The sequence below is a fragment of the Streptomyces sp. NBC_01298 genome (assembly GCF_035978755.1).
GTDB lineage: Bacteria > Actinomycetota > Actinomycetes > Streptomycetales > Streptomycetaceae > Streptomyces.
Genome location: NZ_CP108414.1, coordinates 1,272,138 through 1,288,160, shown reverse-complemented (window position 1 = coordinate 1,288,160; position 16,023 = coordinate 1,272,138). Strand labels below are relative to the sequence as shown.

12 protein-coding genes and 2 pseudogenes are annotated in these 16,023 nt (G+C 72.0%); 7 read left to right on the top strand and 7 right to left on the bottom strand.

The window, feature by feature from the left end:
• Positions 1–13: 13 nt before the first annotated feature.
• Positions 14–3,628, bottom strand: a complete 3,615-nt coding sequence (locus tag OG730_RS05885; protein ID WP_327303187.1) for an NACHT domain-containing protein — start codon at positions 3,626–3,628, stop codon at positions 14–16.
• 239 nt (positions 3,629–3,867) lie between these two features.
• On the opposite strand from OG730_RS05885, the gene OG730_RS05880 reads away from it, so the two are divergent.
• A complete protein-coding gene (locus tag OG730_RS05880; protein WP_327303186.1) occupies positions 3,868–4,032 on the top strand; it encodes a hypothetical protein in 165 nt (54 codons plus the stop codon).
• 16 nt (positions 4,033–4,048) lie between these two features.
• On the opposite strand, the gene OG730_RS05875 is transcribed toward OG730_RS05880, so the two are convergent.
• Both OG730_RS05875 and OG730_RS05870 read right to left on the bottom strand, forming a co-directional pair.
• The gene (locus tag OG730_RS05875) at positions 4,049–5,233 is read right to left on the bottom strand and encodes a PP2C family protein-serine/threonine phosphatase (RefSeq protein ID WP_327303185.1); all 1,185 of its coding nucleotides are present in this window, start codon (positions 5,231–5,233) and stop codon (positions 4,049–4,051) included.
• Positions 5,234–5,342: 109 nt separating this feature from the next.
• Positions 5,343–5,669, bottom strand: a pseudogene (locus OG730_RS05870) (RidA family protein); the annotation flags it as partial.
• Between OG730_RS05870 and OG730_RS05865 the strand changes: the two are divergent.
• The gene (locus OG730_RS05865) at positions 5,659–6,036 is read left to right on the top strand and encodes a winged helix-turn-helix transcriptional regulator (protein WP_327303184.1); all 378 of its coding nucleotides are present in this window, start codon (positions 5,659–5,661) and stop codon (positions 6,034–6,036) included. The pseudogene OG730_RS05870 and the gene OG730_RS05865 sit on opposite strands and share 11 nt — an antisense overlap.
• 122 nt (positions 6,037–6,158) lie before the next feature.
• On the opposite strand, the gene OG730_RS05860 is transcribed toward OG730_RS05865, so the two are convergent.
• Entirely contained in the window at positions 6,159–8,225 is a 2,067-nt protein-coding gene (locus OG730_RS05860; protein WP_327309159.1) for a phosphocholine-specific phospholipase C, read from the bottom strand.
• Positions 8,226–8,845: 620 nt separating this feature from the next.
• Here OG730_RS05860 and OG730_RS05855 point away from each other — a divergent pair.
• Positions 8,846–9,058 carry a hypothetical protein gene (locus tag OG730_RS05855; RefSeq protein WP_327303183.1) on the top strand — a complete coding sequence of 71 codons (213 nt, stop codon included), beginning with the start codon at positions 8,846–8,848 and terminating at the stop codon, positions 9,056–9,058.
• A 518-nt stretch (positions 9,059–9,576) separates the two neighbouring features.
• On the opposite strand, the gene OG730_RS05850 is transcribed toward OG730_RS05855, so the two are convergent.
• A complete protein-coding gene (locus OG730_RS05850) occupies positions 9,577–9,801 on the bottom strand; it encodes a hypothetical protein (protein ID WP_327303182.1) in 225 nt (74 codons plus the stop codon).
• A 312-nt stretch (positions 9,802–10,113) separates the two neighbouring features.
• Here OG730_RS05850 and OG730_RS05845 point away from each other — a divergent pair, with 312 nt between their 5' ends.
• Positions 10,114–11,343 carry a helix-turn-helix domain-containing protein gene (locus OG730_RS05845; protein WP_327303181.1) on the top strand — a complete coding sequence of 410 codons (1,230 nt, stop codon included), beginning with the start codon at positions 10,114–10,116 and terminating at the stop codon, positions 11,341–11,343.
• A 189-nt stretch (positions 11,344–11,532) separates the two neighbouring features.
• Here the strand turns inward: OG730_RS05845 and OG730_RS05840 are convergent, their stop codons facing one another.
• Positions 11,533–12,732, bottom strand: coding sequence for an MFS transporter (locus OG730_RS05840; RefSeq protein ID WP_327303180.1), 1,200 nt, complete (start codon positions 12,730–12,732; stop codon positions 11,533–11,535).
• 147 nt (positions 12,733–12,879) lie between these two features.
• Here OG730_RS05840 and OG730_RS05835 point away from each other — a divergent pair, with 147 nt between their 5' ends.
• From OG730_RS05835 to OG730_RS05830, 3 genes and pseudogenes are all read left to right on the top strand, one after another.
• Positions 12,880–13,839 carry an ATP-binding protein gene (locus tag OG730_RS05835; RefSeq protein ID WP_327303179.1) on the top strand — a complete coding sequence of 320 codons (960 nt, stop codon included), beginning with the start codon at positions 12,880–12,882 and terminating at the stop codon, positions 13,837–13,839.
• Positions 13,836–14,354, top strand: a pseudogene (locus tag OG730_RS44230) (acyl carrier protein); the annotation flags it as partial. The gene OG730_RS05835 and the pseudogene OG730_RS44230, both read left to right, overlap by 4 nt.
• A 349-nt stretch (positions 14,355–14,703) precedes the next feature.
• A complete protein-coding gene (locus OG730_RS05830; protein WP_327303178.1) occupies positions 14,704–14,928 on the top strand; it encodes a hypothetical protein in 225 nt (74 codons plus the stop codon).
• Between the two features lie 229 nt (positions 14,929–15,157).
• Here OG730_RS05830 and OG730_RS05825 read toward each other — a convergent pair whose 3' ends face one another.
• On the bottom strand, positions 15,158–15,928 hold the full coding sequence (locus OG730_RS05825) for an AfsR/SARP family transcriptional regulator (RefSeq protein ID WP_327303177.1): 771 nt from the start codon (positions 15,926–15,928) through the stop codon (positions 15,158–15,160).
• Positions 15,929–16,023: the final 95 nt, after the last annotated feature.

Below are 16,023 nucleotides of genomic sequence, written 5' to 3'. Positions count from 1 at the left end.
TCCGGGGAGTCGGCTAGTCCAGGACCGCCCTGCCGCCCGCGGCGGGACCACGCCAGATTTCCCGAATCCTCTCGAACGACCCCAGCAGCCCGGCGTCCTGTACGAAGGGGAGCAGAACGTCGGCGTCGCTGGCGCGCATGCGCAGAACGTCCGCCGGCCGTAGCGCCAGCAGGAGGGGCTCGGTATGCGTGGAGAGCCAGTCCTGTTGACCCAGTTCGTGAGCCAGCCGTAGCAGCCCGATGAGCAGCCTCGGCTCCTGCTGGTCCGAGGGCAGCGCCTCGAACAGCGCCCGCCCGTGCTCCAGCGCCGCGTTCCCCGGCCCCCATGCCCCCACCGCCCAGATCGGGGTGCTCCCCGCCTCCCTCAGGATCTGCTCCAGGCGTTCCCGCGGTCCGTGGAACAGCGCCCCGTAACCGCGGAGATGGCCGACCAGTGCCTTGCGCTCGGCTTCCTCCTGCTTCGGGTTCTTCGTGGCCGGCACGGCCGACATGCGGAGCACGTACTCCTCGAGCACGGGCCAGAGGCCTCCCCACAGAGGAGCGTCGTCGCCTGCGCCTGACCGGATCACCTCTACGAGGAGGGGCCGAACGATGTCGTCGGGCAGCCGGTCGGCGTCGTGGACCAGGTGCCGCACGAGGAGACCCGCGACGGGCGGGCGCTCGGGCTCGGGCAGGTGACGCAGTACTTCCAGGACGTCCGCATAGTGTGCGGCGAGCGGCTGCCCCGGTTTCCCGCACAGGAGACCCATGAGGGCATGCGCAGCCGACACGGGCCGTTGCTCCTTGTCGACCCGGTAGGTGTTCAGGGTGCTCGGCAAGCTCCGCAGGAGAGGAGCCAGAGCGTGGAGTACGTGCTGCACGTCCGTGTCGACGAGGGGGGACAGCCGCCTGGTGAGATCACCGGCGTCCACCCCTCGCGCATCGTGGAACGCGGCCGGCCCGATCACCGTGCTGCGCAGGATCAAAGGCACGTCGTCCGCGAGCCCGGTGGTCCCTCGAAGGGAGAGCCGCAGGTCTCCCGTGTCCGTTCCGGCGGCCCCGGTGGTGGCCGTCGTGTCCACGGACACGGAACGGGCGAACGACTCCCAGGACGCCTCGCTCAACTGGGAACGCCAGAACTGCGCGCAGCGCCACCACCGGTCGACGGGATCCGTGACGACCAGGAACTCCGAGGCCCGGACTCCGTCTTCGACGACGAGAGCGAGCAGGAGGAGATTCGCCTCGTAGACCGCGTCCCTCTCGGTGCGCCTGCGATCGGCTGGGCGGTAGGCGAGGTCAGCCGGCCCGTCACCGGTCCGGTCGTCCTTGTGGAACAGGGTCCGCAGGAGTCCTGCCAGGCCGCTGTGCCGACGAGGTCCCGCCGGTCCGGCCAGCTCGCGCAGATTGTCGAGGACCTGAGCGCGGTCGCTGAGCGGGACGAACGACAGGAGGGATCTCAGAACCGCGTCGTGGCACACCGCCGCCACGTCCGGTTCAGCCGCCGCACGTGTCCGTTCCAGCTCGTCGCAGACCAGCCGGGCGACCAGGTACTCACCGAAGGTTGCGTGCAGGAACTCGTATGAGCGAAGGCGTTCCTCCGAGACCAGCGCCTGTGCCTCGTGCACGAAGAAGAACCGGCCGAACAGCAGGGCGGAGCCGGCTTCTCCGAGCAGACCGCCGAGGTCGCTGTCCGCCTCGTCCGCGCTCAGGCTCTGTTTGCGGCGGTTGAACATTCCGATGGCGATCACCCCCAGACGCCGGAGCTCGGTCTTGACCGCCTCCGTCTCGGCGGAAGGAGGCAGAGGGCCGTCGTGTTTGACGACTTGGCGCCGGACGAACTCCTTCAGGAGCCGCTCGTACAGATCGACGCGGCGGATGTCCCGGCCGCCCAGTCCTCGCAACGGATTGCCGGTCGCGTCGTACAGCGCGAGCATGAGCAGGAGCAGAGAATGGCGTGCGAGTTCCCGGTACGGGCGCACGACGTCCCACGTGAGTGGCTGTAGGTCGTGCGCGGCGAAGTACCTCCGGTTCGTTGCCTGCCAGACCTCCAGCCAGCAGACGATGCGGGCGTCGTCGAAGGGTTCGATGCGCAGGACGGTGGAGGCTGTGGGGGTCAGTACCTGATCGGCTACCACGGTTCGGCTCGTCACGATGAAGACGACCGGCCGGCCCAGCTCGTATTCGCGCTGCTGGAGTTGCTCGATGCGCTTCAAGTAGCGCCATTGGCTGCTCATGTCGAGCCTGTCCGCGCCCGCCTGGATCAGCTCGTCCAGTCCGTCCAGCAGGACGACTCGGAGGGCGAGCCCGGAGGGCATCGCGTCCGGCCAGGGGGCCCGCTGCCCTGTCGACCTGAACAGGGCCCCTTCGAGTTGTTCCTGAAGGTCGAGCTCGGCGCGAACGTGCCGGAGCTCGACGTGCAGACAGGCGAACTCCGATTGCGGCAAGCGGGCCGCCACGAGCTTCATGAGCAGTGACTTGCCCGAACCCGGGTGGCCGAGGACCAATAGGGGTGTCTGCGTGGCCTGGTGGCTGAGGAGGTGTGCGGCGAGGAATCCCGCGATGTCCTCTCTGAGGGGTCGGCCTTCCCACCAGGTATCGACGGCCAGCTGCCAGTCGGCCGGGTGTCCGGCCACGCGGAAGGCCGGGTTCACATAGCCGGCCGCCAGGGAGGGGATCACCGGCCCCGACCCGTCGGCGGCGGAGATCGGGGCCCGGAGCAGTTCCCGTTGGCGGGCGGTGGGCGGAGCGGTTGGTGTGAACTCCGACAGGAGCAGCCCCAGTTCCATGAGGCCGACCCGATCCGCTGTCACCTGCTGCCCCTCCGCCTCCTCGTCGGGATCGTACGTCTCGGAGGTGAGGCGCAGCTCCGGGCAGTCCCATGTGACCGAGGCGTGCAAGGTCTCGTAGCGGCGCAGGGCCAGATGTGCGAGTTCCTCGTGGGACGCCCCACTGAAACCGCCGAAGGCCATGAGGTCGGCGCAGGCCGTGTAGGCCGCCGCGATCTCGGCACGAAGCTCGGAGGGGTACCGGACGCGGGTGGAGCCGAGCGCCACCCGTCCCAGCTCTTCGAGTACTTGGGTCCGCAGGTCTGCCTGTGCCATCGCCTCGGGGTCGCGTTCGGCCCCGAGGCGCCCGACCGCGTCGCAGAAGGCGCTCACCAGGAGGACGATGTCCGCCGCGCACAGCAGCGCCGTCCTTGCGATGCCGTTGCAGGCACGGACCCGGACCCCGAACCCCTCGAAGAGCCGCAGCAGTGCGCCGGGTCGTGCACCGAGCAGGCTGAGTGGTTCCAGGATGTCCGCTTCCATGCTCTCGAAACCGTCACGTCGGCCAGCCAAGACCGCGAAGGCGGATTCGAAGTCGAACGGGACGGCCTCGGGCAGCTCGATGGGTAACTGCTCCTGGGCATGCCTCGGCTGCCGGCGCCGGTGCCCCTCTGTCGTCTCCTGCAGTTCGGCGAGGCGTGCGCGCCACCACGCCGTGTCCAGGATGAGGCCGGGCGGGGGATGGGCGCCCGCCCTGCTGCGGCAGTGGTGCACGATCGGCAGGATCTCGTCCGGTTGGGGTGCTTTGGCGCGCTGACCGTTCAGGAGCATGGAGACCGCCGAGTCGCTCCGGTTCAGTACCCGCGCGAGCTCCGTCTGCGACACACCACAACCGCGCACCATTCGGCGGAGCGTGGCGCAGAAGTCCGCCACGGCGCCCGTCGAATCCCCCATCCGGCACCCCCCGGTTCCGCGGTTTTCAGGAAAACCGCCGTCAGCGTATGTCGTGACCTGCGCCTATGTCAGCCTCTTCGGTCTTCTTCAGCGGCCGGTCCCACGAGGGCGCCGTGGTCTCAGACTCGAACCGGCCGCAACGTGCGGCCGTCCGAGAGGAAGGAACCCGCGTGCGCTGGCTTACCTCACCCACGATCGTGCTGCCGGCCCTGATGTTCACGGCGCTGTTCGCCGGCGTGGTCCTCCCGGCCGTGTGGTCTTCGAGCCCGGCCCGCCGCCGTGCTGCGGCGGCCGTGCTGAGCCAGATTCTGATGACGGTGCGGAGGCGCCGCTGAGGCAAGATCCGACAGGCTAGGCGGGTCGATGGCGCAGGCGTGCGGCCAGTACGGCTACGTCGTCCTCGGCGTGTTGAGCGTCCAGGCCGGCGCAGACCGCGTCGACCACCTCCGGGAGGGGCGTCCAGGAGGCCAGGCGCAGGGCCGCTAGCCGGGCCAGGGAGGTGTCGATGTCCTCGCTGCGCCGTTCCACCAGGCCGTCCGTGTACAGGAGCAGGGTCTGGTCGGCCGTGAACGGCCGGGCCAGGGCCTCGTAGCCGCCGGCGCCGGTGCCCAGGGGCGGGCCGACCGGGACATCCAGGAGTTCGCCCGTGCCGTCGCCGGTGAAGAGGGCGGGCGGCAGGTGCCCCGCGCTGGCGTAGAGGGCCATGCCCCGGGCCGGGTCGATGCGGACGAGCAGGCAGGTCGCGGGCCTGCGGGTGTCGTCCGACGCGGACAGGGAGTCGAGTTGGCGCAGCACCCGGTGCGGGGCGAGGTCGGTGGAGGCGACCTCGCGCAGCACGGAGCGGTACGCGTTCATGTCGACCGCGGCCTCCAGGCCGTGCCCCATCACGTCCCCGACGGCGAGGAGGGTACGGCCGAAGTGCAGGCGGATCGTCTCGAACCAGTCGCCGCCGACCAGCGCGCGGGCCCCGACGGGCAGGTAGCGGCTGGCGATCTCCAGGTTGGGGTGGGGCCGGCCGGGTTCCGCGACCAGGGCGCGTTGCAGGTCCAGTGCGGTCCTCTCGGTCGCCGCGAGGCGCCGGGCGTGACCGAGGTGGATGGCGGTCAGGCGCGCGGCGAAGTGCAGGGTCGCCAGCTCGTGGTCCCCGTAGTGCGCCCGCGCGCGGACGGTCAGGATCCTGCCGTACAGCTCGCCCCGGGCCATCAGGGGGACCGAGGCGGCGTAGGTGCGGGCGGCCCCGGTTCCGGCGGTCCACGTTTCCAGGGGATGGTCCCGGTCCAGGGCCCGGACCAGCGGCGCGCCGTCGGCGGCGGAACCGTCCAGGAGGGCCGTCGCGCCGGCCACGGCCACGCGCTCGGTACGGGCGCCGGGGCGGATCAGGTCCACCGCCGCGGCGTCGGACAGGGTGCGGAGCAGGAATCCGGCCAGTTCCCGGCATGTCTGCCGCTCGTCGGGGGAGGTTCCGATCTGCTCCAGGGCCTCCTCCATGGAGCGCAGCCGCGCCTCCGGACCGCCCGGTCCGCCCTGTTCCGACACGTGCCTCCTCCGCCCGCGACCCGCCGCCCTTTGCCGTCGAAGGCATTTCATCAGCCCGTCCGGCTCGCGGCGGTCAACCTGGCGGTTGGCGGCGGACGGGTCGCGGTGTTCAGCCGATGACCGCCGTGGCTTCGATCTCGACCAGGTGCTCGGGTACGTCCAGTGCCGCGACGCCCAGCAGGCTGGCCGGTGGGACCGGGGCGCTCCCCAGGGCCGCGGCCGCCCGGATGATGCCCTCCATGAGCAGGGGCATCTTGGCGGGGGTCCAGTCGACGACGTAGACGGTCAGTTTCGCCACGTCGTCGAAGGAGGCGCCGACCGCCGCCAGGGCGGTGGCGATGTTGACGTAGCACCGCTCGACCTGAGCGGCGAGGTCGTCCTTGCCGACGGTGATGCCGTCGGGGCCCCAGGCGACCTGGCCGGCGATGAAGACCAGCTACAGCGGCTCGCCCGAGGACGCCGACCTCAGGCGCGTGGACTCCCTGGCGCGGGAGATCTTCTCGGACGTCGCCAACAAATGGGCGCTCCTGATCATCGAGGCGCTGGGGGAGCGCACCCTGCGCTTCACCGAGGTGCGGGGCGAGATCGAGGGCATCAGCCACAAGATGCTCACCCAGAACCTGCGCATGCTCGAGCGCTACGGCTTGATCGAGCGCACGGTCCACCCCGTCGTGCCGCCGCGCGTCGAGTACGCCCTCACCGACCCGGGCCGGGACCTGCGGGTGACGATCGCCGGACTGTGCGACTGGACCCACCGGTACCTCGGCCACATCGAGGCCTCCCGTCAGCGGTTCGACGGCTGACGGCTGACGGCTGACGGCTGACGGCTGACGGCTGACGGGCGACGTGCCCGCGGAGCCACCCGAAAGGGCGACTCCGCGGGCACGTCACGGGTATCTCACGGGCATTCGCGGGGCTGGTGCCGTCAGGAGGAGCGTTCCGTCAGGATCGCCGGGTCGGACAGGCCCGTGCGGCCGGTTTCCACCGTGCCGGCGAAGCGGCGCAGGAAGCCCGGGGTGCCGGACGCGGTGACGGTCACGTCGTACCAGCGACGGGTGTTCTTCAGGGAGACCGTGTGCCTGACGGTGGCGCCCTTGGGGACCTTGAGGCGCTTCGGGCCGCCGCCGTAGGCGTTGGTGAGCGTCAGGGTGACGGTGGTGGCGCCGGCGTTGGTCAAGGCGAGGTCCAGGTTCCCCGTCGCGGCGTCATGGCGGGCGGTGACCTCGGGGCCGGGGGTGGTGCCGGGGTTGCGGAAGGCGCGCAGGAAGCCGTTCGGGCCGTGCACGGTTAGGTCGGTGGACCCGGCCGAGTAGGCGGTGTTCCAGGTGTCCGCGATCGACTTGCCGGCCTCGGTGGTGTAGGTCCAGGGCGCGTCGGTGCGGTTGCCGGAGGTGACGTAGAACTGCGCGCCCAGCTCCGGGCCGCCGCTGAAGGTCAGCCGGAACTTGCCCTCGGAGACGAGCGCGGAGCCGTCCACGTACGGGGCGTACTTGAGCGCGCGCGTGCGGCGCGGGCCCTTCTCCTGGCGCGGCATGACCCCTTGGGACGGCGGGGTGGCCCGGAAGTCGGGGTGGCGCTCGCGGTCCGGCGGGTACCAGCCGTCGGTGTCGGGCAGCGGGGCCTGGGCGGTGTCCTTGCGGGCGAAGTCGAAGGCGGAGGTGAGGTCGCCGCAGACGGCGCGGCGCCAGGGCGAGATGTTGGGCTCGTGGACGCCGAAGCGCTGCTCCATGAAGCGGATGACCGAGGTGTGGTCGAAGGTCTCGGAGCAGGCGTAGCCGCCGGTGCTCCAGGGGGAGACGACGAGCATCGGCACGCGCGGGCCCAGGCCGTAGGGTCCGGCCACGTAACCAGCCTTGCCGGGGAAGACGTCCAGGGCGGTGGGCGTGGTCGACAGGCCCTGGGCCGCGCTGGCGGGGGCGTACGGCGGGACGACGTGGTCGAAGAAGCCGTCGTTCTCGTCGTAGGTGATGAAGAGGGCCGTCTTCGCCCACACATCGGGGTCGGCGGTGAGCGCGTCCAGGACCTGGGAGATGTACCAGGCGCCGTAGTTGGAGGGCCAGTTGGAGTGCTCGCTGAAGGCTTCGGGAGCGGCTATCCAGGAGATCTGCGGGAGGGTGCCGCCGACGACGTCCGCGCGCAGCTTGTCGAAGTAGCCTTCGCCGGCGGCCGCGTTGGTGCCCGTACGGGCCTTCTCGTGCAGGGCGCTGCCGGGTTGGGCGTCCCGGTAGGTGTTGAAGTACAGCAGCGAGTTGTCGCCGTAGTTCCCGCGGTAGGCATCGTCGATCCAGCCCCAGGAGCCGGCGGCGTCGAGGCCGTCGCCGATGTCCTGGTAGACCTTCCAGGAGACTCCGGCCGCCTCCAGTCGTTCCGGGTAGGTGGTCCAGCCGTACCCGGCTTCGGCGTTGTTGAGGACCGGGCCGCCGCCCTTGCCGTCGTTGCCGGTGTGGCCCGACCAGAGGTAGTAGCGGTTGGGGTCGGTGGAGCCGATGAACGAGCAGTGGTAGGCGTCGCAGATGGTGAACGCGTCCGCGAGGGCGTAGTGGAAGGGGATGTCCTGGCGGGTCAGGTGGGCCATCGTGGTGGCCGTCTTGGCGGGGACCCAGTTGTCGTACCTGCCCTTGTTGAAGGCGCTCTGGCCGCCCGCCCAGTCGTGGTTGAGGCCCTGGAGGAATTCCATGCCCAGGTCCTCGGACGGCGGCCGGAAGGGCAGCGTCTCCTTCGTGCCGTCGGACTGGTGCCAGACGGACTTGCCGCTGGGCAGGGTCACCGGGCGCGGGTCGCCGAAGCCGCGGACACCGCGCAGCGCACCGAAGTAGTGGTCGAAGGAACGGTTCTCCTGCATGAGCACGACGATGTGCTCGACGTCCGCGATGGAGCCGGTGGTCCCCTGTGCGGGGATCGCGGCGGCACGGGCGATGCTCTCGCCCAGCATCGTCAGGGCGGTGGTTCCGCCCGCGAGCTGCAGGAAACGCCGACGATTGAGTTGGTCCATGGCGCGAACGACCTCCGTGGTCGAGGGGTGGCTGAGTGCCCCAGCACAGCGGGTCCGGGGTTCCGGTGAGAGAGCCTGGCGTGACGGCGGCGCGTACACCAGGCGAACGGCGGCCGGGTTCGGTGCGCGGGTCGGCCGGTTCTGGACCATCGCGTACCACCGCGGACCGTCCGCCGGGGACTGGTCGGGCCCCGCCGATGCCCAACGGGCGTTCGGTCGTGGGGTCTGGATGGTGTCCCGGTCCGTGCGGATCCGCTCCATGTCGTCGGCCGTCATGAAGATGCGCAGCGGGCTGGTCAGCAGGTCGGCGGTCGGGGTCAGGCGCTTGCCCGGACCGAGTTTGACGCCCACGAGGTGGACGCCCGGCAGGGCCTCGATCCGGTCCACCGCCTCCTGGTCCACCGATGCGACCAGTCCGCCGAAGGTGGTGCGGGTGCTGTGGACGGCGGCCGCGGTGCGGGGAGAGTAGACCTGGCCGGCGTACCGGCGGGCGAACTCCTCGGGCCGTGCGTAGGCCAGGGCCGTGCTGGATGCCGAGGGCTTCCAGCACCGTGTCGACGTAGGCGATCAGCGCGGGCACCGGTGCGGCGTCCGGGGCGAGCAGGACGTCGAGGTCGTAGATGTTCTTGCCGTTCGGCAGGATTTCCTTCTCGTACTTCCACACCCCGCACACGTACCGCTCGCCCGCCACGCTGACCGTGTCCACGATGTACTCGGTGCCCTCCAGGAAGGACTGCGCCAGGGCTTCGGTGTTCCCGCGCTCGAAGATGTCGGTGGAGCCGAGCACCGCGCGGGCGGCCGTCAGGACCTCGGCGGCGTCGTGGCACCGGTAGACGCGGTCGGTGGAGGCCGAGCTGAGCGGCTTGACGATTACGGGGTACCCGGCCGAACGCTCGGCCCAGTCGGCGACGGCCTGCGGATCGCCGCTCTTGAACTGGTCGGCGCACCTCACCCCGGCGCGGCGCAGGGCCTCGCTGAGCGCGTCGGCGAGGGGCACGCCGGGCTCCTGGCCCGCCAGGACGGCCACCGGGCCGAGCTCCGCGAGCGCCGAGACCGTTGCTTCGAAGGCGGCCTCGTCGGGGCAGTGGAACTGGTCCCGGTAGGCGTCCGGATCCGGCGGGAGCATCGTCGCCATCGGTTCCGCGGAGCTGTACACGTGCACCACGTCGAGGCCGAGACGGGCGAAGGCCGGGGGGAGGCCGGGGGGAGGAGCGTGCCGGTCGAGTACCCGTCCACGATTACGGCGGTCTTGACCGGGCGGGCCGGGGGCGAGTCGAAGCCGCCGGGTCGATCACTCTCTGTGTGGGGGTGGAGAAGGAGGGGCCGGGGTGCCGGCCGGGCGCCGTCGGCGTTACGCGCCCTTGACCGGCCAGCCGATGTCGGTGCGGGCGGCGGTGGCGGGAGCCACCGGCGAGGGCCAGCCGATGTCCCCGGCGACCGTGGCGCCCTTCGGCGGAACCGGCCAGCCGATGTCCCCGGCGGGGCTTCCGGACGCACCGACGACGGCGAACAGGGCGACGAAGGCGATGGCGCCCGCTGCGACGCGGACACGGGTGGCACGGAGGAAGGAACGCACTGGAACTCCTGAGCGAGATGGGAAGGCGAGATCCGCGGAATCGTCGTGACCACCGCGTTGCCGAGAAAGCTAGTGCAGGTCCCAGCACTTTGGCAAGGTATTGCCAACCAATTGGCAAGGCCTGTAGTGCCAGAAGTTCGAGATCCCTGTTTGGCGCTCGCGCGCTTTGGGCAAGAATTTGCCCAACTGTGGGCTTCCGGGCTAGCCTCTGGTCCGCCTGGGGCGGAGTGTTTCCGTGGGTACGCGCATGTCACGGAAGTCGTCCGGCCCTGCCACCCCTGTCACCGCCTCCGAATCCATGGGGTTGATCACGTGTTGGAACAACCGCTGTTCGGGCGCCGGCTCAAGCAGCTCCGCACCGAGCGAGGGCTCTCGCAGGCCGCCCTTGCCGGCGAGGGCATGTCCACCGGCTATCTGTCCCGGCTGGAGTCCGGCGCCCGGCAGCCCACCGCGCGGGCCGTAGAGCATCTGGCCGCGCAACTCGGCGTACCCGCCTCCGCGTTCGAAGAGGCCGCCGCCAACTCGTTGGCCCGGGCCCTCGCCGTCGCCGCGTCCGCGGGCACCGACGAGACCGCCGTGGCGGTCGAGAGCGCCCTGGGCGGGGAGGGGGACCAGGACCCGCTGCTGCGCTGGCAGGGTCTGTGGCTGGTCGCCCAGTGGCGGCGCCGCAGGGGGGAGCACGCCAAGGAGCGGGAGCTGCTGCTGGAGCTCGTCCGGCTCGGCGACGAGCTGGGCCTGCCCGAGCTGAGCGCCCGGGGCCAGACCCAGTTGGCGCGCTGCCTGCGGGCCTGCGGCGAGATCGGCCCCGCCGGCGAGGCCGGCGCGGCGGCGTACCGGCTGGCCCGGGAGAACGGGCTCCCGGTGGCCGACGTGGCCGCCAGCCTGCTCGCGCTGGTCTCCGTGGAGACCGAGGCGGGCCGGCTCGGGGAGGCCCGCGCGCACGCCGACGAGCTGACCGCCCTCACGCAGGGCCGCACCGACACCCTGTGGGCCGAGTCGCTGTGGACCGCCGCCGCCGTGCGGGTCCGCCAGGGCGACCTGGACAGCGCCCAGGGCCTCTTGGCGCAGGCGCTGGAGCGCTTCAGCAGCGCGGAGAACCTGTTGCTGTGGGTCAGGCTCAGGGTCGCCGCCGCCCGGCTCCACGTCCGCAAGGCGCCGCCGGAACTGGACCGGGCGGAGCAGTACGCCGAGCAGGCCGAGGCGAGCCTGGTCTACGTGGACATCCCCGCCCTGGGCCACGAGGTGACGGCCCTGAAGGCGGAAATCGCCTTCCTGGGCGGGCGTTTCGCCGACGCCCGCACGCTGCTGGACCGGGTGCGCGGCGCCGACGCGAAGACCACGTACCGCGACCGGGTCCGGCTGGACATGCTGGACAGTCGGCTCCTCATCGTCGAGGGCCGGGAGGACGAGGGCCTGGCGCGGATGCGCGAACTCGCGGAGGAGGCCCAGGCGGCGGCCAGCATCGACCTGGCCGCGGACATCTGGCGGACGCTGGCCGAAGCCCTCGCGCAGGCGCGCGGGGCAGCCGGTCCCAGGGCCTGACGCGCGGCGAGACGCGCGGGGGAGAGGCGTGCGTCTCGCCGCGCGCGGCGCGGGGAGGCGAAGCGCCGGGCGGTGTGCGCCGGGCCGGATCCGGGAGGGGCGGCCCGACCGACGCGAAGGGGGTGGTGCGGGAGCTTCCGGCTCCCGCACCACCCCCTTCGCGCGTCCGGTCGGGCCGGGCCCGTCCGGTCAGTCCATCCGGCGTCCCGCCACCATGCCCAGGGCGGCCAGGGCCAGGAAGCCTCCGCAGCCCAGGATCATGCCCTGCCATCCGTAGGCCTGGTAGAGCGCGGCCCCCGCGAACGAGCCCACCGAGCCGCCGGCGAAACTGGCCAGCATGAACACCGTGTTGAGGCGGGCGCGGATTCCCGCCGCCAGCCGGAAGACGCGGACCTGGTTGGCGATCTGCCAGCAGCTGCCGCCGTACACCAGCAGGTTGCAGCCCACGACCAGTGCGATCAGGGACCGGTCGCCGAGCGTGCCGAGGAGCAGGAAGGCGGCGCTCACGCACGCGAAGGCCAGGTTGTTGACGTAGCGCGGCCGGTGCTGGTCGCTGAGCCGGCCCGCAGAGTACGACAACAGCGCGGCCGGCAGGCTGAACAGCCCGAACAGGCCCGCCCAGGCGACCCCCAGACCGAACGGCGGGCCGGCCAGGTGGAAGGCCAGGGTCGCCCAGAACGCGCTGAAGGCGGCGAACACCGTCGCCCCCAGGTACGCCGACAGGCGCAGCTCGGGATGGGCCGCGACCAGCCGCGGCATGGAGGCGATCAAGGCGCGGTAGGGCAACGCCGGGCCCCCGGGGGCCCGTTCGGGCAACAGCCTGGGCAGGAACAGGAGCAGGCCGCCGGTGAGCGCCGCCGCCACCAGGTAGGCCGTGCGCCAGTCGCCGCTGAGGCCCACGACCGCGCCGGAGAGGGTGCGCGAGAGCGTGGAGCCGAGCGTCAGTCCGATGCCGATCAGGCCCAGGGCGCTGCCGCTGCGGCCCGGCCCGGCCATCGACGCCGCGGTCGGCATGATCACCTGCGGCAGCACCGTCGTGGTGGACAGCGCGACCGTGGCCACCGTGAGCGTGACCAGGTCGGGGGAGAAGGCGGCGACCAGCAGCCCCGCCGTGGTCAGCAGGAGCAGCACGCTCGTGAGCCGGCGCAGCCGGGCCGTGTCCGCGAGGGGGACGACGAGGCTGATGCCGAGGGCGTAGCCGACCTGCGCCGCGGTGGCGACCAGGCCCGCCGCCGAGCCGCTGATGCCGAGGCCGGAGGCGATGGCGTCGAGCAGCGGCTGCGGGAAGTAGATGTTCGAGACCGTGAGGGCGCCGGCGACCGCCAGTGCGAGCGCGGTGCCACGGCTCAAGCCCGGTGGGGGCGGCAGTACGGGTGCAGTGACGGTCATGGGCCTGGCCTCCGCGTACGGATCGGTGGATGCTGCCCCACCGATATTGCCAGACCGGCAATCATATTGGCAAATTCTTGCCACTATCTGGAAACAGCCAGGCCCCTTCGGGTCGGGGCTGTTCCGATGAGCGCAAGGTGGAACATCATGAGGAGCGAGCAAGTACGCCTGGCCGCAGTGATGGTGGACGCGTACACCAGAGGCAATCACTTGCCACCGGCCTTTGCCAGGCTGGGCGTGTACGTGGTGCACGTACAGAGCACCACCGAGCTGATGACGTCGATGCGGCCGCCCGACCTGACCGCGTACCGCGCGGTGGTGCCCCACGGCACCCCCGCCGAGACCGCCGCCAGGCTCGCGGAGTTCGAGCCGATCTGCGTGGTCGCGGGCCAGGAGCCGGGCGTCGAACTCGCCGACGAGCTCTCCGAACTGCTCGGCCTGCCGGGCAACGGCACCGCGCTGTCCCGCGCACGGCGCGACAAGTACGAGATGATCGAGACCCTGCGCCGCGCCGGGGTCCGCTGCGCGGACCAGCTGAAGAGCGGCAGCGCCGAGGAGATCGTCGCCTGGGCCGAACAGCGCGGCGCCTACCCGGTGGTCGTCAAGCCGCTGTCGTCCGCCGCCACCGAGGGCGTCGCCGTCTGCCGGGGCCCGGTGGAGATCCGCAAGGCCGCGGAGGCCGTGCTCGGCACCGTCAACATCTTCGGTGAGCGCAACGACGAGGTCCTCGTCCAGCCCTTCCTCGACGGCGAGGAGTACATGGTCGACTTCGTCTCGTACGGGGGGGGGGGGGGGGGGGGGGGGGGGGGGGGGGCCACGCCTGCGGGATCCGGCAGTACCGCAAGCGCCTCGACGGCACCCACCGGCTCTACGACCGCGACTCCGTCACCGAGCCGGACGCCGCGCCCGCGCCCGCGCCCGCGCCCGAGATCATCGCCTACATGCACGAGGTGCTCGACGCTCTGGGCATCCAGTACGGGCCCACGCACGCCGAGGTCATCGTCACCCCGCAGGGACCGGCCCTCGTCGAGATCGGGGCCCGCCTCTCCGGCGGGGTCCTGCCGGACTTCAACGACCTCTGCCTGGGCGGCAATCAGGCCGACATGACCGCCCTGGCCTACGCCCGCCCGCAGGAGTTCCTCGACCGGCACGCCGGCCGCACCTACCGCAAGCCGACGGAGGCGAGCCAGATCTTCACCGCCACCACCCTGGAGGGCGTCGTCGACAGCCTCGACCGGGAAGTGATCGCGGAGATCGAGGCACTGGACTGCGTCCACCTGGTCGTTCCCAAGCTCGCCCCGGGCAGCCGCATCCGCCCCACCCTCGACCTCTACACCGCCACCCTCGTGGTGTGGACCCGGGCACGACTCGGTCGAGGTCCTCGAACGGGACTACGCCCGCGTCCAGGAACTCGCAGAGCGCGCCACGCCCTCGCGGTCCGGGCCGCCGCCGTCTTCGCCGACGTCCTCGGTCTACCGGCCGCCGCCCCCGTCGACGTCCCCTTCACCGACCTCGGCGGCAGCTCGCCGGCCGCCGGCCGGGTCTGCGCCCGGCTCGCCGCCGAACTCGGCCGCCCCGTACCGGTGTCACGTCTGTACGCCCATCCCACGGCAAGGACCCTCGGGGACTGGCTGGCCACCACCCGGGCCCCCGGTCCCGCCGCGCCGGGCGCCCGCCGCCGCCCCCCGGCGTCGCTGCCGCGCCCGCCGGCGGCGACCCGTCCCGCGACGCCGCCGGCGTACCCCTCACCCCCATGCAGGCCGGCTACCTCACCCAGCACCTGCTCCAGCCCGAGGACCGGTCGGCCCACTGCCTGCTCCTCTTCGAACTCGACGGCGCGCTCGACGAGGACGCCCTCGCGGCGGCGATCGAGGCCGTGCACGACCGCCACGAGACGCTGCGGACCGCGTACACCATCGCCCCGCGGCCCCTGGCCTGCCATCGGACTTCCCCGCGCCCGTTCTGGAGGTCATGGACGCCTGTCCCGACGCGGATGCCGCGGTGGAGCTGCTGGCCGAGTTCCTCGGGGGATCCGCTGGACCTGGCCGAAGGCGAGGTCTGGACCACGCAGCCGAAGACCTGCCGGGGGACGCCGCGCTCCAGCGGGACGAGGGCGGTACGCGCCCCGCCGTCCCCTTGCGGTCGATCGTCGTCAACGGGCTGGAGAGCCTCCCGGTGCGGATCACGCCGGCATGAACCTCCTCATCCTCCAGACCCTGACCCCGCCCGCTCCCGGACCCGCTCCCGGACCCGCTCCCGGACCCGCCCGCCCTGCGCCCCCTCCTGGTCCGCCGCCTCCGGGCGGTCATCTCCAGGGCAGGGCGCCCGACGGGCCGCCGTGGTGCGGTTCCCGGGCCGTACGGGGCGGTACGACGGCACCCGGTCAGTGCTCCCGGGTCGGTACTCCCCGATCAGTGCCCGCCGGTCAGTACTCCGCCGCGAGGGCGAGCTGGCGCTCGCGGTCCTGTCTGAGCAGCCGCGGGATGGCCCCGCTCGGCGCCACGCCCAACTCGGCGGCGAGCAGTTCCTGGTAGCCGCGGTAGCGGCGGTGCGCGTCGGCCACCTCGCCGGCGAACAGGCACGACTGCACGGCGATCCGCCGGGGCCCCTCCCGCAGCGGGTCGGCCTGGGTGGCGGCGTCGGCCAGTTCGAGCACCGCAGCGTGCTGCCGGCGCTGGAGGAACTTCTCGGCGAGGCGCTCCAGCGTCTGGACGCGCTGGACCTTCCACTTCTCCTGGAACGGTACGAGCCAGTCGTCGTCCCAGTCGTTCAGCAGCGGGTGGCGCAGTACGCTCCACGCCTGCGGCAGCCGGTCCCCGCCCGCGACCGCGCCGAGCGTCGCGACGGCCCCGACCGCTCCGGACACCGCCGCGATCAGCCTGGCCGCAGCCCGGTAGTCCACCTCGACGCGATCGGTGAGGGTGACGGTGGTGTGCGAGGCCCGCAACAGGCCTCCGGTCGTGGCTTGATTTAGCCGCCACAGGGTCTGTCTCAACCGGGCACCCGCCCGGTCGGGCGGGGCGTCGGGCCACAGTCGGGAGGCCAGGTCGACGCGCCTGAGCGGACGGTCTGCGAGCACCAGGGCCGCGACGAGCCGTTGCTGGGTGTCGCTGAGGTCGGTGATCCGTTGGTCGGTGCGGCAGACGAAGCCTGGCAACAGCGATATGTGCACGATGCCTAAGCCGGTGGGATTCATCGCACCTCTCGGGTCGTCCGACGGGCCGCCGGCCGCCGGGTGGGCGCTCCATTGATCCCGATTTCCACGTTCGCTTCACATGAGCTTCACAACGG